This window comes from Sorangiineae bacterium MSr11954, assembly GCA_037157815.1.
Classification (GTDB): Bacteria; Myxococcota_A; Polyangia; order Polyangiales; family Polyangiaceae; genus Pendulispora; species Pendulispora albinea.
The window spans coordinates 3,178,092-3,202,913 of the sequence record CP089984.1; the positions used below are offsets into that span (position 1 = coordinate 3,178,092).

The 24,822-nt window shown below is 66.8% G+C and carries 20 protein-coding genes; 10 read left to right on the forward strand and 10 right to left on the reverse strand.

Features of this window, described 5'->3' with window-relative positions; genetic code table 11:
* Positions 1 to 51 precede the first annotated feature (51 nt).
* Positions 52 to 1,755 carry a hypothetical protein gene (locus tag LZC94_12400; protein WXB18047.1) on the forward strand — a complete coding sequence of 568 codons (1,704 nt, stop codon included), beginning with the start codon at positions 52 to 54 and terminating at the stop codon, positions 1,753 to 1,755.
* Between the two features lie 128 nt (positions 1,756 to 1,883).
* On the opposite strand, the gene LZC94_12405 is transcribed toward LZC94_12400, so the two are convergent.
* Positions 1,884 to 2,363 carry a DUF2127 domain-containing protein gene (locus LZC94_12405; GenBank protein ID WXB18048.1) on the reverse strand — a complete coding sequence of 160 codons (480 nt, stop codon included), beginning with the start codon at positions 2,361 to 2,363 and terminating at the stop codon, positions 1,884 to 1,886.
* 228 nt (positions 2,364 to 2,591) lie between these two features.
* Here LZC94_12405 and LZC94_12410 point away from each other — a divergent pair, with 228 nt between their 5' ends.
* Entirely contained in the window at positions 2,592 to 3,959 is a 1,368-nt protein-coding gene (locus LZC94_12410; protein WXB18049.1) for a DNA/RNA non-specific endonuclease, read from the forward strand.
* A gap of 42 nt (positions 3,960 to 4,001) precedes the next feature.
* Here the strand turns inward: LZC94_12410 and LZC94_12415 are convergent, their stop codons facing one another.
* From LZC94_12415 to LZC94_12425, 3 genes are all read right to left on the reverse strand, one after another.
* Complete coding sequence (locus LZC94_12415) at positions 4,002 to 5,240, reverse strand: MFS transporter (GenBank protein WXB18050.1); 1,239 nt, start codon at positions 5,238 to 5,240, stop codon at positions 4,002 to 4,004.
* Between the two features lie 115 nt (positions 5,241 to 5,355).
* Complete coding sequence (locus LZC94_12420) at positions 5,356 to 5,751, reverse strand: glutaredoxin (protein WXB18051.1); 396 nt, start codon at positions 5,749 to 5,751, stop codon at positions 5,356 to 5,358.
* Between the two features lie 88 nt (positions 5,752 to 5,839).
* Entirely contained in the window at positions 5,840 to 6,742 is a 903-nt protein-coding gene (locus tag LZC94_12425; GenBank protein WXB18052.1) for a LysR family transcriptional regulator, read from the reverse strand.
* A 166-nt stretch (positions 6,743 to 6,908) separates the two neighbouring features.
* Between LZC94_12425 and LZC94_12430 the strand changes: the two genes are divergently transcribed.
* The gene (locus LZC94_12430) at positions 6,909 to 7,784 is read left to right on the forward strand and encodes an NmrA family NAD(P)-binding protein (GenBank protein WXB18053.1); all 876 of its coding nucleotides are present in this window, start codon (positions 6,909 to 6,911) and stop codon (positions 7,782 to 7,784) included.
* Between the two features lie 12 nt (positions 7,785 to 7,796).
* On the opposite strand, the gene LZC94_12435 is transcribed toward LZC94_12430, so the two are convergent.
* Entirely contained in the window at positions 7,797 to 8,267 is a 471-nt protein-coding gene (locus tag LZC94_12435; GenBank protein WXB18054.1) for an Lrp/AsnC family transcriptional regulator, read from the reverse strand.
* Positions 8,268 to 8,372: 105 nt separating this feature from the next.
* Here LZC94_12435 and LZC94_12440 point away from each other — a divergent pair, with 105 nt between their 5' ends.
* A complete protein-coding gene (locus LZC94_12440; GenBank protein WXB18055.1) occupies positions 8,373 to 9,353 on the forward strand; it encodes an aldo/keto reductase in 981 nt (326 codons plus the stop codon).
* Positions 9,354 to 11,414: 2,061 nt separating this feature from the next.
* On the opposite strand, the gene LZC94_12445 is transcribed toward LZC94_12440, so the two are convergent.
* The 3 genes from LZC94_12445 to LZC94_12455 form a co-directional block, all read right to left on the reverse strand.
* A complete protein-coding gene (locus tag LZC94_12445; protein ID WXB18056.1) occupies positions 11,415 to 12,425 on the reverse strand; it encodes a phosphodiester glycosidase family protein in 1,011 nt (336 codons plus the stop codon).
* 110 nt (positions 12,426 to 12,535) lie between these two features.
* Positions 12,536 to 13,537: a mevalonate kinase gene (mvk, locus tag LZC94_12450; GenBank protein ID WXB18057.1), complete on the reverse strand. Its 1,002-nt coding sequence runs from the start codon at positions 13,535 to 13,537 to the stop codon at positions 12,536 to 12,538.
* Between the two features lie 33 nt (positions 13,538 to 13,570).
* The gene (locus LZC94_12455; GenBank protein WXB18058.1) at positions 13,571 to 14,527 is read right to left on the reverse strand and encodes a squalene/phytoene synthase family protein; all 957 of its coding nucleotides are present in this window, start codon (positions 14,525 to 14,527) and stop codon (positions 13,571 to 13,573) included.
* 160 nt (positions 14,528 to 14,687) lie between these two features.
* Between LZC94_12455 and LZC94_12460 the strand changes: the two genes are divergently transcribed.
* The 5 genes from LZC94_12460 (at position 14,688) to LZC94_12480 (ending at position 20,393) form a co-directional block, all read left to right on the forward strand.
* Positions 14,688 to 15,704: an NAD-dependent epimerase/dehydratase family protein gene (locus tag LZC94_12460; GenBank protein WXB18059.1), complete on the forward strand. Its 1,017-nt coding sequence runs from the start codon at positions 14,688 to 14,690 to the stop codon at positions 15,702 to 15,704.
* A gap of 26 nt (positions 15,705 to 15,730) precedes the next feature.
* The gene (gene hpnH, locus LZC94_12465; protein ID WXB18060.1) at positions 15,731 to 16,744 is read left to right on the forward strand and encodes an adenosyl-hopene transferase HpnH; all 1,014 of its coding nucleotides are present in this window, start codon (positions 15,731 to 15,733) and stop codon (positions 16,742 to 16,744) included.
* Between the two features lie 117 nt (positions 16,745 to 16,861).
* Entirely contained in the window at positions 16,862 to 18,865 is a 2,004-nt protein-coding gene (gene shc, locus LZC94_12470; GenBank protein ID WXB18061.1) for a squalene--hopene cyclase, read from the forward strand.
* Positions 18,862 to 19,647 (forward strand): carotenoid biosynthesis protein, encoded by a 786-nt coding sequence (locus LZC94_12475; GenBank protein WXB18062.1) that lies wholly within the window; start codon positions 18,862 to 18,864, stop codon positions 19,645 to 19,647. Before shc ends, LZC94_12475 begins: the two co-directional genes overlap by 4 nt.
* A gap of 2 nt (positions 19,648 to 19,649) precedes the next feature.
* The gene (locus LZC94_12480; protein WXB18063.1) at positions 19,650 to 20,393 is read left to right on the forward strand and encodes a hypothetical protein; all 744 of its coding nucleotides are present in this window, start codon (positions 19,650 to 19,652) and stop codon (positions 20,391 to 20,393) included.
* Positions 20,394 to 20,438: 45 nt separating this feature from the next.
* On the opposite strand, the gene LZC94_12485 is transcribed toward LZC94_12480, so the two are convergent.
* Together LZC94_12485 and LZC94_12490 are read right to left on the reverse strand one after the other, a co-directional pair.
* Complete coding sequence (locus tag LZC94_12485) at positions 20,439 to 22,382, reverse strand: DUF4056 domain-containing protein (GenBank protein ID WXB18064.1); 1,944 nt, start codon at positions 22,380 to 22,382, stop codon at positions 20,439 to 20,441.
* 104 nt (positions 22,383 to 22,486) lie between these two features.
* Positions 22,487 to 23,863, reverse strand: coding sequence for an outer membrane protein assembly factor (locus tag LZC94_12490; protein WXB18065.1), 1,377 nt, complete (start codon positions 23,861 to 23,863; stop codon positions 22,487 to 22,489).
* 180 nt (positions 23,864 to 24,043) lie between these two features.
* Between LZC94_12490 and LZC94_12495 the strand changes: the two genes are divergently transcribed.
* The gene (locus LZC94_12495; GenBank protein WXB18066.1) at positions 24,044 to 24,757 is read left to right on the forward strand and encodes a hypothetical protein; all 714 of its coding nucleotides are present in this window, start codon (positions 24,044 to 24,046) and stop codon (positions 24,755 to 24,757) included.
* Positions 24,758 to 24,822: the final 65 nt, after the last annotated feature.

Here is a 24,822-nt window from a genome sequence, read left to right on the forward strand (position 1 = left end):
CCTAGCAGTGTGGAACGAAGCTCCGACAGGAGTGTTAAGCTTGCGCCCGAAATGGTCACGCCCATGGAGCCCCTCGCGCTCGCGGCAAACGCAGCGCCGGAGACCTTGCTCGACGAGTTCGCCGAGGAGCGCGTTTACATCGCGGTTCACGATGCCTCGCGGCTCGCGTGGAACGTGTCGGTGCCGGTGCTGGAGAGCGGCCGCCTCGCCTACGAGCTCACGGTGGAGCTCGAAGTGCCCACCAACGTGGTCGGCTCGTTCGATCCCTGGGCCGGGCTGCAGTCGTACGCGCGCCTCGATGGCGAAAGCGAACGAGGCGCCAAGAACGAGAGAGGTACCAAGAGCCCACCTGGAACGCCGGAGGCCTTCCGCCGCGAGATCATCGGCGTCTCCTTCAAGCTGGCCCGCGCGCGCAGCGGTTTCGCCCGGCACTGCACCTTGGTTCAATCCTCGAACCTCCCCGACGCCGACCATGTGCACGCATTGGTCCTCTGGATCGCGGCCGGCCGCGGCGCGCTCGCCCAAGCGCGCTCCAGCCTCCTGCGCGCGGCGCCCGCCCGCGATGCCCGCGACGAACGCAGTTCGCCGGACGAACGCGCCGCCCGCGACGAACGCGGATCGCCGGACGAACGCACCGCCCGCGTTGAACGCAGTTCGCCGGACGAACGCGCCGCCCGCGACGAACGCGACGAACGCGATCCCGGCGACGAACGCGCCAAGGAACGGCGCCTGGCCGACGAGTTCCTCAGCGCGCAGCTCTGGAGCGTGCTGACCGACTGCGCGCGCGCGCTGGCCGACACCAAGCGGGCGCTCTTGGAACGTTCACGGAGCGAGGCCGACGCGCTCGACGCCGTCGAGGAAGCGCTCTCCGACGCGCTGCGGGAGGAGATCGCCTACCGCCGGCAAGCGCAGTTCATCTATGCCGAGCCGGCGAACGCCCTCGAGCTCGAGCGGCTCGTGGCCCGGCTTCGCGGGTTGAAGAAGCACTTCGAGCGGGTGCTGTTCCTCGAGATCGAGAGCTACGAGGTGCTCAATCGGCTGGGCAGCTGGTTCTCGGCGGCGGCGGCGATGCTGGCCTACCTCTGGTTCTTCTTTTGGCAGCTCACCTTGGAGCGGCACCGCGGAACGGCGGCCATTGGCTCGGGCGTGCTGGTGTTCGCCTTGGTGACCGCCGTCGTCTACGCCTCGCGCGAGCGCCTCAAAGAGGCGGGCCGCAACTGGCTCGCAGGGCGCGCGCAGAGCATGTTCGCCCAAAGGCGGACGCACTACCGCCTGCCCGCGCAGCCCGTGCTCCCCGCGCAGGCCGTGCTGCCCCTACGACCGAGCCGGCGCGGCGCCGTGGTGGGCGCGGCGCGCGAGTCGTTCTCCCAGAGCGTTGCGCAGCGCCCCGATCCGGTGAGCCCCGAGGCCTCGTCGATGCTCGATGTCACGGTGCTGCGCTTTTCGCACCGCGGCTTCGTGGCGGCGCCATCGGAGGTGGCCGGCCCTCTGCAGAGCCGCGGCCGCGCGGCCCAAGTTCGCCTGGTCTTCCGGCTCGATCTCTCACCGCTCTTGCCGCGCCTCCACGACGCCGTACGCGGCTTCGCCTCCCCCAACTGCGAAACGGGACGCATCGTCATCCTCGACGTGCCGCGCAACTACGAGCTCCCGGTGCACGCCACCTTGCGCTTCCCCGGGACCCACGAGGACGTGCACCGCACCCTGGTGCTCAACAAAAACGGCCTTTGCCGGATCGACGAGCGCGCCGCTACCTAGCTCCTGCCGGATCGACGAGCGCGCCGCTACCTAGCTCCCGCCGGATCGACGAGCGCGCCGCTACCTAGCTCCTGCCGGATCGACGAGCGCGCCGCTACCTAGCTCCTGCCGGATCGACGAGCGCGCCGCTACCTAGCTCCTTCGTTCTTCGCGTGCCGCCGCGCATGCCGCGCGAGGTACACCACGATGATCCCATTGATCACCAGCACCGCCCCCCGAACGGCGCTCGCATGACGCGCGAGAGCAACGATCTCCGGCGGAAGAAGCAACGATGTGGAGGCGACGACGAGCCACGGTCCCCACCATGCACCGTGGTGCAGCGCCCACCCTTCGAGCAGTGTAAATGTGCCATCGGCAGACAGCACGGTCGCCGCGATCATCAAATAATGCCCGCTGAGCGCACGAACGATGGCATCGCCCAGCCGGTATGCCCATGGGTGTGCCAAATGGTGCAAATGGCGTGACACCATTTCCGCGAGGGCCGCGCCCGAACCCCCGAGGGCCACGATCCAAACGAGGATCGCCAGCACCAGGGTCGCTCCTCCTTTAATGTACTTGTAGGCGATGATGATCCGCAGCCCGGAAGGACGCTCGGATCGCGCAGCCATTCCGGGGGCCATCCGTCGAATGTACACCCATCGACATGGAAACCACTCCGCGCGCGGCAACCCAACCGATGCCGAGATCCCGCGGCGGAACCGAAAATTACCGCACCAAGACAATCATGTGCCGGGAGCGTGAATTCGAATTCGGAGTGCTACCACTTCAATTTGTCCAATTGACATGCAATTCGAGCCCATGAGAGCTTGAGCTCGTATCGTATCGAAAGGCATCCCATGCGATCGAAACGCGATTGGCTATTCGTCCTCGTCGCCGCCAGCAGCATGATTGCGTTCCCGGCCTGTGCCGTGGCGACCGCGGATTCGGGTGGTGAGCCCCGCTCCGAAGGGGCGCTCGCGCCCGCGGCGGCGACGGCGGAGGATTTCGAGGCTGGAACCAAGACCGCGTACGCGGCCGCCAATGTCACGTTCGCGTCGGGCACGTGGAACCTCGACGATGCGCTGGTCGGCACCTTGGACACGGACGTCAAGAATGGCGCCAAGGCCGCGCGCATCCGCAACTCCGGGCGGGTGACCATGGGGTTCGACCGCACCACGGGCGCGGGCACCGTCACCGTCAAGCACGCGACCTTCGGCTCCGACGCCAATGGATCGTGGGGCCTCTTCTACTCGCTCGACCAAGGCAGCACGTGGACCCAGGCCGGCAGCTCCGTCACCACGGCGCCCAGCACGCTCCGCACGGCCACGTTCACCGTCAACCGCGCGGGAAACGTGCGCCTGCAAGTGCGCAAGTTGGACGGTGGAGCCAATCGGGTCGACATCGACGATATCGCCATTGGCGACTATTCCGATGGGGGTGACGGCGGGACCGACGGCGGCGATGGCGGCTCGGACGGAGGCGGCAGCGGTGGCTCCATCAGCGTGCACACCACGCTCGGGCTCCCGTCGCCTGCGACCACCACCAACGCGAACGATTACCTCTCCGTCAAATCGCAATACGTCATTTCGTACAACGGCAGCCGCAAGATCCCCAATTGGGTGAGCTGGGAGCTGAAGACGAGCTACCTCGGGAGCAGCGGCCGCTCCGACGACTTCCGCGCGGACGACACCTTGCCGTCGTGGGTGCCCCAAGCGCTCTTGAGCGACTACAGCGGCAGCGGCTACGACCGCGGCCACATGTGCCCCTCCGGCGATCGCACCGTGACGGCGGCCGCCAACTCGCAGACCTTTTACCTGACGAACATGCTCCCGCAAGCGGCCCACAACAACCGCGGCCCGTGGGAGAAGCTCGAGTCGTACAGCCGCACCCTCGCCAACGCGGGCCGCGAGCTCTTCATCATCTCCGGCGGCATCGTCACCAGCGGCTCGTCCACCATCGGCGCCGGCGTGGTGGTCCCCGACAGCACCTTCAAGGTGGTGGCCGTCCTCGATCACCCCGGGCAGGGCCCCGCCGATCTGACCACCGCCTCGCGCGTGATCGCCATCGTCATTCCAAACGACGACTCCCAGGTGAACCAGAGCGACGATTGGAAGCCGTTCCGGGTCACCGTGCGCAGCATCGAGGCGGCCACGAACTTGAACTTCCTGTCCGAGGTCGCCCCGGCCGTGCAGGACGTGGTCGAGAACCGAATCGACAATCAGTGACCGCTCGGGCGTCCGCGCGTCCGCGTGCGGAAAGGTGAGCGGTCAGCGGGCCGGCGCCGGTCGCGGAGCGGTCTCCGTGCCCGCGGCCGCCAATTGTGCGTTCACCTTGTACATGAGGCCGATCGTACACAGCACGGCGGCGCACACCACGTACCCCAGAACGTCGTACCGATCCAGCTGCCCGCCGGGCGTTTGCACGACGATGAGCCCTGCGATGGATGCCGCGACGCCGCCCGACAGCTGCTGAATGGCCGCGTTGATGGCCATGAACGCGCCGCGATCTTTCATCGCCGGCACGGCCGACAAGAGCGACTGCGACGAGATCACCCGGGCCATGATGCACGCGAAGAGCAGCACATTGAGGAGGATCACCACCTCGATGGGCGTGATGCCGCGCGTGCAATAGATGACGATGATGACCGTGCACACCAGCGAGCCCGCGAGGAACACGCGGTACTTTCCGATCGCGTCGCTCAGGCGGCCGAGCAGCGGGCCCACGACCATCGCCGAGATGCCGGTCACCATGTAGACGAGCGGCAGGCGCCCCAGCGAAATGCCCAAATTGTGGACGCTGAAGGTGCTGCCGAAGGGCATGAGCATGAAGCCTCCCGTCGACAGCAGCATGGTGGTCAGGAACGCCCAGAGATAGCGCGGCTGCGACACGGTCGCGACGATATGCTTGATCGGATTTTGCTCGGACGGGACCTTGAGGTGCGCGTCGATGGGCTGCAGGCGGAACAGAAGGACGAACCAGACCAGGAGCGCCGCGGCCACGATCATCAAGAAGGGGGAGTGCCAGCCCCAATGGTTCGAGAGGTACAATCCGACCGGAATGCCCATGACTTGGCTGGCGGCGAAGGCCGTTTGCACGAACCCCATCACCCGCCCGCGCATCTCGAAGGGAAACAAGTCGGCGATGATGGCGAAGCTGATCGAGCCAATCACCCCGCCGAACAGCCCCGTGACGACGCGGGCCACGAGCAGCATGTGGTAATCGCTGGCGACGCCGCATAGGAGCGTGCCGACGATGAATCCCGAATAGAAGAACATCAGGAGCTTCTTGCGATCGAACTTGTCGGCGAAGCCCGCCGCGAGGATCCCCGAGAGCCCTGCGCTGAACGCATACGCGGACACCACCAAGCCGAATTGGGCGGTGGTGATGTGCAGCTCTTGGAGCAGCAGCGCACCGAGAGGCGACAGGATCATGAAGTCAAGGACGATCGTGAATTGGAGAAACGCGAGTACGGCGACCACGAAGGTCTGATATCCGGTGAATTTCATGCGGCGTGATGCGTTCCTATAGGGCGAGGAGCTCGTCACGACGAGGCCGTAATCGCGCGGTGAATGCGCTTGACCTCGAGGGCGCTCGCGGCCCTACGATATGGCGCGGGGGCGTCTAGCGCGAATCTTTGGACGAAAGACGGCCTTCGGCGATGGCGGCCACCGTGAGATCTTCGCCGCCCAGCAAGGTGCCGCGCAAGAACACCTGCGGGAAGGTGGGCCAACCGCTCCACAGTTTGATGGCGAGCCGCTTTTTCCACCCAGAGAAATAGCTTCCGTACTCGAGATACTTAAATGTGATTCCGGCGGCGGTGAGGGCCTTGCGCGCGCGCTTCACATGTGGATTCTGCGCCATGCCGACCACCACCACGGGGGACACAGCGATCGCGCGCTCCACCTCCTGGATCACGTCCGCGTGAAAGGCGGACATTTGCCGGAGGGCCTCCGGCGCGATGCGGGCTGGTACGAGGAGCGGTTTGCCGGCGAGGGTGCCGGCGACTTGCAGTGCCATGGCGCACATCTTACGTCGCGGTGCGCGGCAGGCTCGACCCGCCGGCCAAAATTCACGAATTTTCACACTTCGGCCGGTCGGCGGGGCTTCACAGATTTTCACACTTCAATCGCGCCGCGAGGAACTCGGTGAAGAGCCGCGTCTTCGCGCCCAGCCGCGCGTTCGTCGCCGGAAAGACGGCTTGAATCGGGACCGCGGGCGTCTCGAAGTCCGCGAGGATCAACTCGACCGCGCCCTCGTCCACCAACGGCCGGATCTGCCAGAGCGGCGCATTGCCCACGCCGAGACCCGACGCGACCGCGGCGTGGGACGCGGCCGCGTCGTCGGTGAAAAAGCGCCCCGCTACTTTGATGTTCACGGGCTTGCCGTGAACCTGAAAGGGCCATGACGTCGGGCTCCGATCCGCGGTGCGGATGACGCAGACGTGCTTCATCAGATCGCGCGGATGCTCGGGCCGTCCATGTGCGGCGAAGTAGCGCGGCGCCCCGAAGACCACCAGGCGAAGGCTCCCCAGGCGGCGCGTCTTGAGCGGCGAGTCGGGCATGGTCCCGATGCGCACCGCCAGATCCAGCCCCGACTCCATGAGATCGACGAAGCGATCGGACAGGAGGAGCTCCACCTCGATCTTGGGGTGCCGATCCATGAAGGCCGCGATCACGGGGACGATGTACGCGGGCCCGAACAGCACCGAGGCGCCGATCCGCAGCCGCCCCGAGGCTTCGTCGCTCTGCTGGGCGGCCTCGAGCGCGGCCTCGCGGAGGGTGTCGAGCGCGGGCTTGATCCGCTGGTAAAAGGCCGAGCCGGTGTCGGTGGGCAACACCCGCCGCGTGGTGCGGCGGATCAACGAAGCGCCCACGTTGCGCTCGAGCGCCGACAGCGATCGGCTCACCGATTGGAGCGTGCGCCGCAGATGGCGCGCGGCGGCGGTGAGGCTCCCGCGCTCCACGATGGCCACGAACGCTTCGAGATCGTCGATTCGGTCGATGCTCATTGTTCCGGTACGCGGAACGAATTCTCGCACTTTTCGCGCGTTGCCGCGAGCCTCGGGCGAGCCAATCCTCTCCGTCGTGAAGGTTCGAGGGCCTCCCATCGCGGAGCGTTCGAGGACCGCATCGCCGAAGTGAACGCCGACGCGCGCGCGCGCGAAAGGAAAGAACATGTCCGGATCGAGACCCGTCGTTTTGGTGGTGGGCGCCCCAGGCCGTTTTGCAGGGCTGGTCGTCCCCGAGCTCGCCCGCCGCGGCGCCGTGGTGCGCGCGCTGGTGCAGCACGAGCACGAGGTGGACGCCGTGCGCGCGAACGGCGCCGCGGAGATCGCCGTGGGCGATCTGCGCGATGGCGCGAGCCTCGATGCGGCGGTCCGAGGGGCCTTCGGGGTCTTTCACATCGGCCCCGCGTTCGTGGCCGACGAGGCCGAGCTCGGTCTCGCCATGGTCGCGGCCGCCCAGCGCGGCGGGGTGCGCAAGTTCGTCTTCTCGAGCGTGATCCAGCCGACGAACTTTCGTCTGAAGAACCACGCGACCAAGCAACCCGTCGAGGAGGCGCTCTTTGGATCGGGCCTCGAATACACCATCTTGCAGCCGACGAACTTCTTCCAAAACATCGGCGGCGCCTGGAGCGCGGTCCTCTCGACCGGCGTCTTCGCCGAGCCCTTTCCAAAGACCGCGCGCGTCGCCCGCGTGGACTACCGCGATGTGGCCGAGGTGGCCGCCATCGCGCTCACCTCGGACCGCCTGACGTATGGAACCTTCGAGCTCTGCGAGGGCACCATGCCGAACCGCGAGGACATCGCGGCCATGATGAGCCACGCGCTGGGCCGCCGCATCGAGGCGGGCGAGCCCACCTTCAAAGCGTGGGCGCAAAATGCGAACCTGCCGTACGACCTTCGCCAGCGGGAGCTCCTCGCCCGCGTGTTCGAGCACTACGGCGCGCACGGCTCCGGCGGCAACGGCTTGGTGCTCCGCGCCATCTTGGGCCGCGCGCCGCGCACCTTGCCGGCTTACATCGACGAGCTGGCGCGCGCCGCCCGCTGAGTCACGCGCGGCTCACCCCGCACCTGGGAGCGGGGGCGCGCGAAGGGGGACGGGGGTCGACTGCACGATGGAGGTCGTGGTTTGGCCGAAGAGCAAGAAGCGGTCGAGGATGCGATCGAGGTTCTCGAGCGCGTCGATGTGCAGCTTCAAGATGAAGCAGTCCTCCCCCGTGACGCGATGGCATTCGACGACCTGCGGGATGGCCTGCGCGAGCTCGATGAGCTTGGGCAGCTTGCCCGGCATGGGGCGAATGCGAACGTAGATGGTGATGGGCAAGCCGAGCGCGGCCGGGTCCAGCTCGAGGCGGTAGCCTTTGATGATCCCCGCGTCCTCCATGCGCTGCACGCGCTCCTTGACGGCCGGCGCCGACATGCCGATGCGCCGGGCGAGCTCGGACACGGGGATGCGCGGATCGTCTCGCAAGAGCCGCAGGATCTCGGCGTTGCGCGGGTCGCAGACCAGGTTCATGGTTCGCAGGCTCAATCGCATCTACTCCTTCGAAACAAAGGCAAAACCGCTTGAAAAGCTTCGACTCGGCATGGACGAAGCGGCGGTTCTTCCCCATTATGTGAAGCACGAGGAGCGAACATGCAATACGTGAGGTTGGGATCGTCGGGGTTGAAGGTCTCTCGGATCTGTCTCGGGATGATGAGCTATGGCGATCCGGCGCACCGCAAATGGCATTTGAGCGAGGCCGATGGCGAGCCGATCGTGCGCAAGGCCGTGGAGAGCGGGATCACGTTCTTCGACACCGCCGACATGTACTCCAACGGCGTGAGCGAGGAGGTCACGGGGCGCCTCCTCCGCAAGCTCTTTGCCCGCCGCGACGAGTACGTGCTCGCCACCAAGGTCTATTACCCCATGGGCTCGGGGCCGAACGATCAGGGCTTGTCGCGCAAGCACATCATGTCCAGCATCGACGCGTCCTTGAAGCGCCTGGGGCTGGACCACGTGGATCTCTATCAGATCCACCGATGGGACAACGAGACGCCCATCGAGGAGACGATGGCCGCGCTGCACGACGTGGTGAAATCCGGAAAGGCGCGCTACATCGGCGCGTCCAGCATGTACGCGTGGCAGTTCTCGAAGGCGCAATACACGGCGTCGCTCGCGGGCACCACCCGGTTCGTGTCGATGCAGAACCACTACAACTTGGTCTATCGGGAGGAGGAGCGCGAGATGATCCCGCTCTGCATCGATCAAGGCGTGGGGCTCATCCCTTGGAGCCCGCTCGCGCGCGGTCTGCTCGCGGGCACCTGGGAGCGCGGCGGCGGCCGCAACACCGTTCGCGCGGGCAGCGACGCCTACGCCGAGACACTCTACACCGACGCGGACTTCGATGTCGTCGACGCCGTGCGCAGGGTGGCCGAGGCGCGCGGGCTCCCGGCGGCGCAAGTGGCCTTGGCGTGGCTGCTCGGAAAGCGCGAGGTGTCCGCGCCCATCGTGGGCGCCACCAAGCTGCGTCACCTCGAAGATGCGCTGGCGGCCGTAAACGTGGCCCTGAGCGCGGAGGAATCGGCGCAGCTGGAGGCGCCGTACAAGCCGCGCGCGCTGGCGGGGCTCGCGTAAGCGGCGCGCGCGACCGAAGGCGCGGTGCGGACCATGGTGGTCGTGTGGCGAATGTTGCGATGGGTGATGTCGCGAGTGTTGCGACAGTCGTGACAAGGCCGAGGTGACATATTTGGATCGCCGCGATCGTGGACGAACCCCGAGGAGTTTCGAGCATCGCCGTGGGCGATGTCGCGAAAGCCATTGCGTCGGTTGAAGGCTTTATGCAGATTCGCACGCCCTATCGCGGAGGGTGCCATGAATCGGCCGGCGTGTGTGCTGTCAATCGGACTGGGTTGGATGGTCGTGGCGTGCGTCCACTCGGAGATCTCTCCGATCAACGGGGTCAAGCTTTCACCGCGCCCCGAGGGTTGCTGCGCTCCGAAACCAATTGCTCGATGCGCTTACACAGATCTTCGTGGCCGTTCGTGCTCTTCATGTGATCCAAATCGCACCTTCGCCATCATGCCGGCAAGCCCACACCGAACGGTTGCCGTCAATATCTTGCTGGCGCGTGCTCGTCTCGTCGCGTGGACGTCCGCGCTGTCGATCGCCAGCAGCGAACCATCATCCGTCAGTCCAAAGGCGCCCACCACGCGTCAAGACTGCAGCCTCCACCGCCCAGCGCCGCTCCAACGGCGGTCAAGCAGACGTGCTCTTGGAGCCACTCGGCAACTTGCAGCGATCGATTCTCGAAGTCGGGGGCATCGAGCCCGCCAAAGGACGTGCTGGCGTCGTAGTGTTTCCGGCAATCGATTCGAAGCTGCGCATCAGGCGGCATCGGCGGCGTTGCCTGCCATGCATACTTCCCGCGCGATCGGAAGCTGTCGAGGCATTCGGAGGTGCAGAACCACAGTCCGGGGCTGACGACGAGCGGTTCGCGAGCCGCGACGTCCACCTCGGATCGCAATCGCGTGCCGCATGCGGCGCAAAGCATTCGCGTCTGAATGGAGAGTGCTTGGTACTCGATGGACCGCCACAACCCTCGTGAGCGCAGGTCCTCGTGCCACTCGACGTCCAAGTCGTCATTCCAGGGCGGGTCGATCGCCGTGAGGTCGGAGACGACCACGAGTCTGCAAGCATCGGTGAGACGCGCAACCGTGTGAACCGCGAAGAGCTCCGCAACGGCCCGGTTGCCAGCCTGAAAACCATCCCACTTCCACGGCTTCTGCGAGCCGAGCCACGCATGGTGCCGACACGTCGTGCAGGCCAGAGTCCACTCGACACCCATGCAAGCTATCTAAACACCGAACGTGCACGCACGCATACCTCGATCGCGCTACGCTAGTCCTCACGGCGAGGTGGCGCCCTTCGCCCTCGGGAAATATCGCGTGAGATGGCGACACCCGACGGCACGGACCCGACCGGCCCGCCGCAGCAAGGTCACCGACCGGTGCAGCTCGCGCGCGGACACGCCCACTGCGGGGCCAGTACCGTCATCGTTTCGCCGGGCTTGGCGCACACGGCGCGGTAGAACCGTTCGCCGAGCGCCGCGACATCCGCCGATGGGCGTCGCTTTCTCTCATCCAACGGTCTGCCCCGTCGGGGAGCGACCGCCGGCGCCACTGCGGCCGATACAAATGCCCGATCGACCGCTTCTCGCGCCGCCCTGTGGCTCGCTACGATGTGCTCCAAAACCAATTGCGCGATGCGCTTGCACAGATCTTCGTGGCCGTTCGTGCTCTTCATGTGACCCAAATCGCACCTTCGCGATCGGGCCCGCAAGCCCACCTCTGAACGGTTACCATGGAGAGGCTGGCGTTGCCGCGACCGACAGGCGCCTCAACGGCTCGGGAGCGCCGGCCCCCGGCCTCGGAGGAGTTGGTGTTGACCTTTGGAAGGAGATCTACGAGGACAGAGGGACCACCATCATCCATCCATTTACGCGTAAGCCGGTTACGACGAAGGTGCGAGGGAACGCGAAAGGGCGCCCCTGGGGTTCATAACGATCGTTGACAGATTTCGACGACCGAACGCGGCGACGGGACGAGCTCTCGTCGGACGAGCCTCAGCGCCGTCAGTATCGGGCGCTGCGCGGAGGCTGTTGCCCTCGAGAAGAAACACGTGCCCAGCGATGTGGGGCTATGGAGCTACGAGGTTCGGAGGTGTGCGGAGCGAAAGGCCATCCGCATCTTCCCTGTACACGCGCGGACATGCGGACGCGGGGCCGTCGCCGCGGGCGAAGATGGCGAGGTGGTTGGCGACTTTGCGCTCGCGGCCGTCGGTGGGATAATTGAGGACGCCTTGGCCTTGGAGCCACATGGTGGCGGAGCCGCCGCCGTCCAGGTTGAGCGCATCGTCGGCGCCCAGGCGGAGCATGAGCTCTCCGAGCTCGTTGCACGTCATGCCCACGCGCGAGGTGGCGCGCCCGTCGACGACGGCGACGAGCAGCGTGCTGCCGTCTTTGGTGAGGCCCACGGCCGTGCGCGGGTTTCGTTGGCAGAGAACGGCGTGGCCCGAGGTGTCGGGGATCGTTCCATCCACCAAGACGGTGGGGCGACCGCCGACCACGTCGGTCATCCACGCTTCCGGTTTTCGAATCCCAAGGTCGCGAAGGATCTCGAGGCGATGTGCGCCAATGGCCAATTGGCCGGTGCTGGCGTCGTCCGGTTTGCCCGCCGGCCATAGCGCGCCGCCGCCGATGGCGAATCCGCGCTCCAGACCAAAACCGGAGACGAAGAAATCGCCGTTGATGGCCGCTTGGGCCCTCATCGATGCACCGAACGCCGACGTCGTCTGCCCGCGCTCCTCGTACTTGGTCGCGCGAAACGAAATACCGCTCTCGCACAAATCAATCGCGAGCGCGTGGATGTTCTGATTGGGATTCGTGGTGACCCGGTGCAAATGCCGCACACCGCGAAAAGGCTCGGTCCACGTGTCCCCGATGAGCAGGGGCTCCTCGAGCCCCGCCTCGTCGCGCGCCGATTCCTCGAGCCCCGCATCGTCGCGCGCCGATTCGGCACGCGCCGCCTCGGCAAACACTGCATCGGCACGCACCGTCTGCGCACGCGATGTTTCGGGGCCCATGGCCAGCGCGAGGAAGGAGACGCCGACGAACATCATCCGCCCAACGAAATTCCGGATTCGCTTCATGCTGCACCTCCGCGTAAGGGGTGCTCTTAGACGTATCCGAACCCCGCGCCCCCACGTGTCACGATGCCGTGACACGCCCGGGTCGCCATCCGCTCGCCCATCTGCTTCGTCTAATCGACGCCGGCGCGCGCACCCGCGCGAACCTCGAGCGCGTCGCCCGAGCGCGCCTCACTCGCGCGAAGAGCTCGCGGCACAACCGGCTTTTCCTGGCCGGCCACGGTGGCAAATCCCGTGTATCCTGCATGTTTCCAACGGGCCACGATGCCGCGCGCCACGTGGGCCGAGGGCGCGAGCGCCACCGCGCAACCGCCGCCGCCGCTGCCCGTCAGCTTCGCCCCCAGCGCCCCCGAGCCCCGCGCGAGCTCGCACATGCGTTCGAGATCCGGGGTCGAGAGGCCGAGCGCCGCGAGCAACCGCTGGTTCGCATCGAGCAGCTTCCCCAGCTCCTCCCGATCGGACGCTTGGATCGCGCGCGTCGCCGCCGCAGAAATATCGGCGATGGATGCGAACACCTCGCCCACGAACTCGGGACGCCGTTCCATCTGGCGGGCCACCGACGCCACCATGGCCTTCGTGGACGCCGCCATCCCGGAGTGGCCGATGGCCAAATGAAGCACACCGTCGAGCGCCATCGACACCCCCGGCCCCGGGCGCCGGTACGAAAGCGCACCGCCCCGCGCGCACACGGCCGCGTCGATGCCCGATGGATTGCCATGGAAGACGCGCTCCCAAGCCATCGCCCGCGCCTCGATCTCCGAGACGTTTGCGCCCGGATCCAGCGCACGCGCGATCGAAATGGCCACCGCCGCCGAGCACCCGAGCCCCGCGCCCGCCGGAAGATCGACCGACACCTCCACCGCGAACGCCCCGCTGCCAATCGCGCCACGCGAGGCGTCGAGCAGCGCGCGATAGCCCCGCGCCAGATCGCTCGCATCGTCTTCGGCGATGCCCGCGTTCCACGCGGCGATGGATAACTGGCTCGGCCCTCGGGGGAGGGGACGCGCGCTCGCCACGCAGCCTCGATCGATCCCGACGGCGATGGCAGGGACGCCGTGGACCACGGCGTGCTCGCCTACCAAAATGACTTTTCCGTGCGCACGGCCCGATTGCATGGTCGTTCGTGGCCCAGGCGGGCGTTTCGTAACCTACGTCCCGTCGCTCGATTCTTCCAAGGCGCCCACAGTAGCTGCACTGCGCACGCGTTCCTGAATCCGCGCGACCAGGGACAGCACGCTGGCGCGCGGCACCTTGGCGCCTGCGCCGCGCTTCTCCACTTGGGTGAGCGCGCGCTCTGCGAGCTCCACCGGCAAGGTGGTGAAGGCCACGTACCCTGCGGGGGCGCCCGCCGCCGACAGCGCCGCGATGTACGCGCGCGCCTCGTCGAGATCGGCCCGGGCGAGGGCCACCACCTCGTCGCGCGGGACGCTGGGGGGCAGGTAATTGCGGCCGTCTTGGGCGTCGGCGCGCTCGTCTTTGAGGATGTTCACCAGCTGCAGCGCCTCGCCGAACGCGCGCTCGTGTCGAACGAGCGTCTCTTTAACGGAGACGAGGGTCGGCGCATCGTTGACGAAGAGCGCGGTGACCAGCTCGCCCACGATCCCGGCGACCACATAGCAGTAAGCCCGCAGCGCGGGGAGGGAGCGAAGCCGGACTCGGCCCGCAGCGTCCGCTTCGCGCAGGGTTTGCGCCATGCCTTCGGCGGTGCGGGCGGCGTGATCGCACACGATGCGCACGCGCACCGGTTCCCAGGTGGACACCTCTTCGAGGAGCGCCGGAAACGCGAGCAGCAAATCGCGGCACCCTTCGTCGCGCGTCACGTCGCGTTCCACCCACTGACGGCTTGCCGTCCGGGCGCGCGCGATGTCCACGGTGCGAAAGATGGGTAGCAGCTCCTCGAGCGCGGCGACCCGTTCGTCCCGCGACCAGTGCGCTGCGTCCTCCACGGTGTCGGTGACGCGAAAAAGAAGGTAAGCGAGGGCCAGGGCGTTCTGCGTCGGCTCAGGGAGAAGCGGAATGGACAGAGCAAAGGTGCGGCTTGTCCGCTCCAGCAGATCTCGTATCGTGGCTTGTGCTCCGCGCAGTCCTGTCGCGAATCGATCCATATCTCCGACCTATAGGGTAATCCCGCTCGAGGTCGAGAGTTTCTGGCTTAGCCTCATTTCGAATCTCAACGGAGCAGAACAATAAAAGTGTCTTTCCATACCAGACATGCGGACGCACGATGGCCCTAAACAAAGAAAACGAACAGCCCTAATCGGTGACATGAACGTGACCAAGGTGTTGGTAACAGGTGCAAGCGGCTTCGTCGGCGCAAACGTCGTCCGAGCTCTCCTCGAGCGTGGACGGTCGGTTCGCGTCTTGGTCCGTCCTACGTCCGACCGGGGCAACATCGAGGGCTTGGACGTGGAGGTCTTCGAAGGGGATCTGCGGGACGAAGGCGCCGTGGCGAGGGCAGTGCGGGGCTGTGACGAGGTGTATCACGTGGCGGCGGAGTACACGTTCTGGTCCAGCGCACCGAAGGAGACGTACCGCAGCAACGTCGATGGGACCGCGCACGTCATGGAGGCGTGCCTGCGTAGCGAAGTACGCCGTGTGGTCTACACGTCCACGGTTGGCACCATCGGCCTCGCGCCCGGCCCCGGCGGGGATCTCGGCGCCCGTGACGAGCGCACCCCGCTGGCGGAGGGCCAGCTCGCGGGTCACTACAAGCGCTCGAAATTCGATGCGGAAAAGCTGGTCCTCGATTATGCAGGGCGCGGATTGCCGGTCGTCATCGTGAACCCCAGCGCTCCGGTCGGACCCTGGGATCGCAAGCCCACACCGACCGGCCAGATTCTCGTAGACTTCATGCTTGGAAAGCTGCCGGCCTTCGTGGACACCGGCCTCAACATCGTTCACGTGCGTGACGTGGCGGAAGGACATCTTCTAGCGGCGGAGAAGGGCCGTGTGGGGGAGCGGTATATTCTGGGTCACCAGAACATGACCCTGGCGCAGATTCTACAGACCCTGGGTCGCATCACGGGCAAGCGCGCCCCCACCACACGCATCCCGTATGGGGTGGCGTATGCGGCGGGCTGGTTGAGCACCGCATTCTCCGACCTGGTGACCCACAAACCCCCGGCCATCCCGCTCGAGTCGGTGAAGATGGCCAAGCGACACATGTTTTTCAGCTCGGCGAAAGCACTGTCCGAGCTGGATTTACCGCAAACCCCCGTCGAAAAAGCATTCGAAGATGCGCTCGACTGGTTTGCAAAACGCCACTATTTCAAGGCGGCTTAGCTGGGTAGACAAGCGGGAGATCACGTATGGCAATTCCGATGAAGCAGGCAGCGGCGGTCGGCAAATACATCCTTACGCAGAAGCTGAAAGGACGAAAACGCTACCCCCTGGTCACCATGCTCGAGCCGCTGTTTCGCTGCAACCTGGAGTGCATTGGCTGCGGAAAGATTCAGTATCCCGAGGAGATCCTGAAGAAGACCGTCACCCCCGAGAAGTGCTTCTGGGCGGTCGAGGAGTGCGGGGCCCCGGTGGTCACCGTGGCCGGCGGCGAGCCGCTCATCCACCCCCAGATCGGGGAGATCGTGGACGGGTTGGTGGACCGGCAGAAGTTCGTCTACCTGTGCACCAACGCCATTCTGCTCCGCCGCAAGCTCGACATGTTCAAGCCGAGCGATTACCTCACCATGAGCATCCACCTCGATGGCGTGCGGAACCACCACGACGAGTGCGTGAGCCGCGAGGGCGTCTACGACACGGCGGTGGCCGCCATCAAAGAGGCCAAGAAGCGCGGCTTCCGGGTCACCACCAACACGACCATCTTCGAGGGGCACCCCGCGAAAGATTTGCACAAGTTCTTCGACGACATGATGGAGCTCGGCGTCGACGGGATGATGATCTCGCCCGGCTACAGCTACGAGCGCGCGCCCGTGCAGGACAAATTCCTCAAGCGCAACCAGACCAAGGCGCTCTTCCGCGAGGTGCTTGCACCTGCAAAGGAGCGCAAGTGGACGTTCAATCACTCTCCGTTCTACCTGGATTTCCTCCAGGGTGATCGCGACTACGAGTGCACCCCGTGGGGCAATCCCAACTACACCATCTTCGGCTGGCAGCGGCCTTGTTACCTCATGAGCGAGGGCGGCTACACCGAGACGTTCAAAGAGCTGATGGAGACCACCCCGTGGGAGAAGTACGGCACCAAGAGCGGCAACCGTAAGTGCCGCGACTGCATGGTGCACTGCGGGTACGAGCCCACCGCCGTGGAAGACAGCATGGCGAGCCCCAAGAACATCTACCGCTCCATCACCGCCGCCTTCATGTGATTCCGGCGGCCTTCCCGAGATTCCTTCGATCCTCGTGACGCTTCCTTCCGTGATGCCATGACAACTTCCGCGATCCTTCCCAGCACAGCACGCGAAACCAGCCAACCCAGCGACACCGTGGCGTCAGCCGCCGCAAAAGCCATTCAGCGGGCGGTGGGCTACACGTACGAGAAGCAAAGGGCCGATGGGCACTGGTGCGCGGAGCTGGAGTCGAACTGCACCATCACCGCCGAGTACGTGCTCATGTGCCAGGCGCTCGGCCTGAACCTCGACGCCAAGCGCGCGGGGCTGGTGCAGTACCTCGCCGATCATCAGAACGAGGACGGCAGCTGGGGGATCGCGTACGACGTGGCCGGCGATGTGTCGACCACGGCCGAGTGCTACTTGGCGCTGCGCATCCTCGGCGTCGCCACCGACGATGCCCGGCTGCAGCGCGCGCAGCGCTTCATTCTGGCCAAGGGCGGGCTCGAGAAGATACGGGTGTTCACGCGCATTTTCTTCGCCCTGTTCGGGCTCTTCCCGTGGGGGGCGGTGCCGATCCTTCCGCCGGAGCTGATCCTGCTGCCGCCGGCCAGCCCCGTGAACATCTACGCCTTCGCCAGCTGGGCGCGCGGCACCATCGTGCCGCTGCTCGTCCTCTTCCACCACCGTCCGCTCTTTGCGCTGCCCAACGGCAAGCGCAGCGACAACGACTGGCTGGACCACCTCTGGCACGACCCGCGCGACAAGAACGTGCCCTTCTCCGATCCGCTCCTCGACATCGTGCGCAAGCACGGGGTCTCGTGGAAGTCGGGCTTCTCGGTGGGGTACTTGGCGGTGCGCGGCTACGAGAAGCTGCTGGCGCAAGGGATCTCGCCCGTGTCGAAGCTGCGCCAGCACGCGGTCGAAAAGTGCGTGGCGTGGGTGCTGGAGCACCAGGAGGCGGACGGCGATTGGGCCGGCATCTTCCCGCCCATGGTGAACGGGGTGCTGGCGCTCTTTGCGCACGGCTATGCGCTCGACTCGGACCCGATGCGCCTGGGGCTCGAGGCGATCGAGCGGTTCACCATGCAGGACGGGAGCGGGGTGCGGGTCGAGGCGTGTCAGTCTCCGGTTTGGGACACGTGCCTCACCATGATCGGCCTGCTCGACTGCAACGCGGGCGACGTCCGGCTCTCGGCCGCGCGCTCGTGGATCACCAAGCTGCAGATCCTCGAGGATCGCGGCGACTGGAAGGTCTACAACCCCAAGGGCCGCCCGGGCGGGTGGTCCTTCGAGTACGCCAACACCTGGTATCCGGACGTCGATGATACGGCGGCCGTGGTCATGGCCTTCCTGAAGCAGGATCCCTCGTCGGCCAAGACCGAGGTGGTGCGAAGGGCCATGGAGTGGGTCGTCAGCATGCAGAACGACGACGGCGGGTGGGCCGCGTTCGACCGCAAGAACGACAAGCTCTACCTCAACGACATCCCGTTCTCCGACATGGACTCGCTCTCGGATCCAAGCACGCCCGACATCGTCGGCCGGGTGCTCGAGGCGCTCGGCATCCTCAAGGATCGCCGCTACGAGCGCGCGGTGGCCCGCGGCATCGCGTACCTGCGCACGTCGCAGGAGCCCGAGGGCTCGTGGTTCGGGCGCTGGGGCGTGAACTACGTCTACGGTACGTCCAACGTCTTGTGCGGGCTCTCGCACCATGGATTCACCGCGCGCGATCCGATGATCGCGCGGGCGCTCGCCTGGCTCAAATCGGTGCAGAACCCCGACGGCGGGTGGGGTGAGCACGTGAACTCGTACGCGGACCGAAGCTTGATGGGCAAGGGCACCTCGACCGCCTCCCAGACGGCGTGGGGGCTCATGGCGCTGCTCGCCTTCTTGCCGGCGAGCGATCCCGCCGTGCAGCGGGGCGTGGCGTGGCTCTCCGCCCAGCAGACGGAAGAGGGGACCTGGAACGAAAAGGAGTTCACCGGCACCGGGTTCCCGCGGTTCTTCTACCTGCGCTACCACATGTACCGGCACTACTTCCCGCTCATGGCCCTCGGTCGCTTCGAGCAGGCGAGCCGGTCGCCGCACGCGGCGGATCCTCGGGGGCAGGCGAGCCGGCTGCCACAGGCGGCGGAGCTCCGGGCGCAGCGCGTGTCGTGAGCTCGCTGAGCCTCCTCTGGGGCAGCGTCGTTCATCGGCCGTACGTCTACGCGTTCCTTACGTGCTTTCTGGTGTTCGCCGTGCGCCACTTGGGCGTGCGGCGGATGCTGCTCTTCTGGTTACCGACGCACCTGGTGGCGTTCGCGTGCGAGTACAGCTCCACCCGCAACGGCTTTCCCTTCGGTCCCTACCGCTATTTCGACGACACGCGCGGGCAGGAGCTCTGGATCTCCAACGTCCCGTTCTTCGACTCGCTGTCGTTCGTCTTCCTCTCGTATTTCAGCTTCGTGCTCGCGTCGGCGCTGGTGGGCGACGTCGCGCGGCCCGTGTCGCGCGCCATTCCATGGATCGGCGGCGTCTTGATGACCATCCTGGACGTGGTGATCGATCCGGTGGCCCTGCAAGGCGAAAAGTGGTTTCTGGGCCGCATTTACGATTATCCGTACCGCGGGTTCTATTTCGGGGTGACGGCGGCGAACTTTGCCGGTTGGTTCTTCCTCGGCTTCGTCAGTCAGGCGCTCTTTCAGCTCCTTCGAAGCGCGTTCGGCTGGGCGCGCGCGCCGTTGCCGCCCACGGGACGGCTGTTCGTGCTCGGTTGCTTTGGCGTGTACGCGGGGATTTTCCTCTTCAATTTGACGATGACCGTGATCATCGGTGATCACCGACTGGCGATGGCGAGCGCCATCGTCACCGCCGGGACGTTGGCCGCCATTGGGCTAGGGTTGCGCCAGCGAAGCCTCCGGCGCGCGCCGGATTTGCCCTCGGGCGCGGGGGGAGCGTAGGCGTGCTCCTTCTTTGCGCCGCCACGCGGACCGAGCACGACGCGTGCGCGGAAGGGCTCCGGGACGCGGGGCCGGAAGCTTCGGGGCGCTTCGAGCTCTTGCTCGTCGGTGTGGGGCCTGCGCGCGCGGGGCGCAGCTTGCGCGCGCGGCTCGCCAAGGAGGCGGCGCCCCGGCGCGTGATCTCCACCGGGTTCGCCGGCGCGCTGGTGGAGGGCGTTCCGCTTGGCGCGTGGGTCGAGGGGGAGACCTTGTCGGAGTGGACGAACGGCGCGCGGGTGGCCATGGCGGCGCCTCGGGCGCTCTCCGTTTCGAGCGCGCTCTTTCCGCGCATCGCGTGCGATGTGGTCTCCGCCGATCATCTGGTGGGGCGGGATTCGCCGCTTCGTGCGCCGGGCGCGTCGGGCGTATCGGGTGCGCCGGGGGCGCCGGGTGTGCGGCCGCTGGTGGCCGACATGGAGTCGGCGGCGCTCGCGCGCGAGGCGGGGGCGCGCGGGATACCGTGTTCGATCGTGCGCCTGGTGAGCGATACGCCGGAGCATCCGCTTCCGGAGTTTCTCGCGCCGTTCACGGCGGCGATGGCGGGCGACGGTGCACGTGGACGGCTCGGCCTGGTCGCGCGCGGCGTGGGCTCGGCGCTCACCGATCCGCGCGGCGTGGCCCGGCTGCTCGGCGAGGGCCGGAGCTGGACGAAGAAGCTGCGCGATGGAGTGGGCACCCTCGCGCGGGCGCTCGCCTCGCTCGACTGAACGCGAGCCACGCGTCCAAGCGCAATCAAACGCGATGAAACGCCACTAAAACGCGAGCTTCTGCAGCCCCAGGGTCGCCGTCACCAGCGCCTGCCACGTCCCCGGCGAGGAGGTCGACACGAACGGCGCGGCGATCTCGGGGTACGCGTTCTCCGGGCGTGCCCAGTACGAATAGCTGCCCTCGAGCCCCACCGAGGCAAAGCCCCAAGGCCCGCTGCGCGCCTGATCGGTCGGCGCGGCGCCCACCAGGAAGTGGTACGCGAGGCGAAGATCCGACTCGAACACGCCGTCGCGCGGGGTGCCCGGGTGGAGCCGGTAGCCGGCGGCACCGCGCAGCTCGACCCGGCGCGCGGGGGTTCGCAGTAGAAACGAGAGGCTCGCGCCCGTGCGCGGGATGGTTCGGCTGCCGAGCCCTTCGCTCCAGATGTGCTCGACCTCGCCGCCCACGTGAAGGAGCAGCCGCGCGGCGTCGTAGCTCGCCGATTGTCCGTTGCCCAGCGGGTTGACGACCCCCGCGAGGCGAATGGGCCGGAGCGCCGTTCGCCCGGTGCCTCCATCGTGGAGCGCCTCGCCGATGGCGCCGCCGATGCCGAGCCACTCGCCCGGCGCGCAGGGCCCGAGCAAGGAGACCAACGGCGCGCGCAGCTCGCGCGTCTCCGGATCGTGGCAAAACCAGAGCGCATCGGCCTGAAAAAAGGCGGCGCCCGCCATGAGCCCGCGGGCGGGCGCGTGCAACATGTCCAGCCGCAGCACCCCGAAATCACCGCCGCGCGTATCGCCGCGGACGATGGTGAGCGAGCCGCCGCCCGCGCCCTTGGGCTCGTCCCCGGTGCCGCGCACGCCGCCCATGCCCGAGAGCTCCACCAGCCGGATGGACGTGACATAGTGCCCGACCTCGCCGCGCACCCCGGCCTCGCGCGGCGCGTTCGGATCGTTGACCTTCCCTGTGTCCAGGACCTTGCGCACCTCGTCGATCAGCCGCGGGATGTCCTCTTCGCCGAGGGCCTTTCCCTGCTCCTCGCGCGGAAAGCGCACCATCTCCCCGAGGTGCGGCCGGATCTCGAGCTTGTAGTAGCTCGCGAGCGGCTCGCCGTGCTCGTCCGTCTGGGGAACGTCGAGCGGCATGGGATCGCCGTTCGACGCGATGACATCGGCGGGGGCGAGCGTGGGGTAGATCCGCGGGCCCGCCGCATAGCTTCGCTTGATCGCAATCTGGGGCGCGGGCCACGCATGATCGGGGCTCCACCACCGGCCCGCCAGGCGATCGAGCGTCCTGCGCGTCTCGGCTTGCGAGACGGCGCCCAGCCGATCGAAGACGGTGGCGAGGCCCACGTCCATGGCGCGGTCGTAGGGCAGACGGCTCTCGAGGGCCGCGATCCCCAGGTGGGCGCCGAGCAAGTTCGAGTACAGATCGTCGGGCGTGAACGAGGAGTAAATCTCCTCCGCCGCGCGGTACTTGGTGAGCCCGTAATATTGAACCAGCTCCGCCCAGACCGAGAGGTGGAAGCCGATGCGGAGGCCAATGAGGTTGCTCGTGCGCTCCAGATCCTCGGCGGGGACCGCGCGGGTGATGCGAACGATCCGCTCGGCGCCCTTGGGTCCCAGATCGAAGGTGCCCGCGCCGCGCGCGAGCAGCGGCCGCAGATGCATCGCCAGGTACGCCGCCGTGTCGGCGTTGTCGCGCGTGTGCCCCAGATCGACGAAGCCGCCGCGGCGCGTGTACAGAAAGCCGCTGTTCTCCGTGAGCTCACCGCTCTTGGCGTAGGAGTGGTTCCCCACGCCCGCGGCCGAGATGACCCCCGCGATGACGACGGGGATGTGCGTGGCCCCCAGGTGAATCGGCATGTCGGGCGCGAGCGCGCAACAAGGCCTCCCGCGCGGCGAGAGGGCGCCGGGACCTTCGGCATCGGCGCGCGCGACGGACGAGACCAGCGGCAGCGCGAGGGTGAGACACCAGGGTAAAAGACGGCGGAGGGGGCGGCGCATCATGAACGAGAACGAGGAACGAAGGCGGGGAGGCGGACGAGCGGACGAGCAGGCGAGGGCAGACCAGAACGAACAGCGAACGAGTAGAACAAGAGAGGGCGCTGCGATCAGAAAATGAGACCGTTCGACACGTAATACGCGACCGGCATACCGGTGCGGGGATGGTCCGTGGGCGAGTACGCCACATCCACCCGGAACACGCTCGACCGATCCCAGTGGAAGTAAAAGCCGCCGCCCACGCCATATTTGATGCCCGGCGTTCGGCCGTCGGGCGCCGAGGAGCGGTAGTCGGCCCAAACGCGGCCCGCGTCCAAGAAGGTGGTGGTGCCGACCTGGAGCATCCACCGCGCCACGCGAAAGCGCGGGAAGGGCGTGGTGCGCACCTCGTAGTTCACCATCATTTTGACGTGGCCGGCATACCGCCCGAAGGGAATACCGCGCACGCCCAGCGCGCTCCCAATCGTGTACTGCTGATTGAACACGCCGCCTTGCTCCAGATCGTAAAAGGGCACGCGGCCAAACTGGAAGCTCGAAAAGACGCGGCTGGCCAAGGTCACCGGGCGGGCGATGGGGATGTACGAAGCAAACACCCCGGCCACCTCGCCATAGGACACGCGCTGGGCGCTGCCCACGGTGGCGCCCGCACCCAGTTGGTAATAGACGCCCTTGTGCGGGGCGAATTCGTTGTCGCGCGTATCGAGGATGACCCCGCCCGCGAGCGACGCGAGGAAGGCGTTCCGGGTGCCCGGGAGGTCGGCATTCTTCGCGTCCAGATCGAGCTTCGAGCCCTCGTAGAGCTCGGGCGCGTTGTAGCGAAGGCTCACGCCGATGGCGGCGTCGAACGGGGTGCCGGTCTTCACCCGCACCAGCGACCGAAGGCGCACCTCTTGGGCGACGTATTGATTGGCGTGCGCGGCATCGCTGCCCGGGGCGCCGCCGCCCGGGTGGGAGTCGTTGCCCAGCCCATACCAGCGCGCGCTGATGACGCGCACGAAGTTCAGTCGGGAGTCGATGCGAACCCGTCCGCCAAAGAGGTTGGGCACATCGAATCGGAGGACATGGTATTGCTGAACGAGATGTAAGCCATGCTCCGAATCGTTCTTGACGCTGGTGCTGACCACGCCACCCAGGAGCCATCGGTAGGGCTTGGCGTTGTCGTAAAAACGCACGAGGGTGAACGCGGCGCCCAGCTCCACACCGACATCGCTGTTGCCGCCGATGTTGGGGACCGGCAAAAACTCGTAGCGCCGGGGCGGCGGCTCATCATTTGGAAGGGTGGTGGCGCTCGAAGGGCCGCTCGCGCGCGCCACGCCCGAGCTCGCGATCAGCGCCAGGCCCGCGAGACCGGCGAGCGACGCACGAAAACCCTTTCGCGAAGGGCGGCGAATTCGGTAGGTCGAGCGCGAGAGCTCCGCGAACGACGATGACGACGGAGTGGACGAGGGTTGCTGCGGATGATGACGCAAGAGGCACACGATGAGCATTCACTGCCAGGGGCCAAAATGTTTGGTCCCGCTTATAGGGCGCCGCGGCCGGGTGACCGCACGAAAGACGAAGAATCGATGCGCACGCAGCATTTTCGGACCGACGGGGTGGGCGGTTCGACGGGACGTGCCGCAATCGCCACTTGCCGGCGGCCTTCGATACGCCCTAGGGTTCGGCAGATGAACAGCCGCCATGGAGTTGCCGCGGCGGTGGCGGTTCTCCTCACCGGCGCAATCAGCCTCGAATCCTCGCCGGCCGTGGCGGACGACGCGCCCGCCAACGCGGCGCCGGCCGCAGGCGACGCGGGAGCCTGCGATGCATGGCAGATCGAATACGAGGTGAACGCGACGGTCGAGATCAGCGACACCACCATGGGCGCGGGCGACGGCAAGTTCCCGAACGGCCCTGGAAAGGTCGTGCTTCGCTTCGAGAACCGCGGCGGGCAGCCCGGCGGCAATGTGAGCTTGCTCGACTACGAGATGAAGGACAACTTCACGGTCGTGAGCCACGCCCTCATGTGGGAGGCGCGCGTCACCGCCGACACCATTAGCCGCACCACCAAGAACACCTGCGGCGCATCGGCCGAGGGCGTGCTCGATGGTCGCACCCTTCGCTGGTCGGGTCCCTGGCGGGGCATGCGCAGCGACGGCGCCGTCATCTGCCAGGGAGGCCTCTGCGGAAAGTTCGGCGCGCCGCCCTCGGGCCGCAGCCCCATGCATGTCCCTCCGCACTCGGTGAGCTTCAAATCCTTCGACTACAGCCCCGATCTGAAGACGTTCGGCATGGGCTACTCCATCGTCTCGCAACAGTCGTCCCCCAGCCAGACCTCGCGCATCGCCCTGGCCGGCCGCGAACGAAAGCGCTCCTGCGTCACGGTGAAGCCGTGCCCGTGATGCGGACGACGCCGCTGTCTCGGGCGACCTTCGCGCCCCGACCGAGCCACGCCGCACGCGCCGCA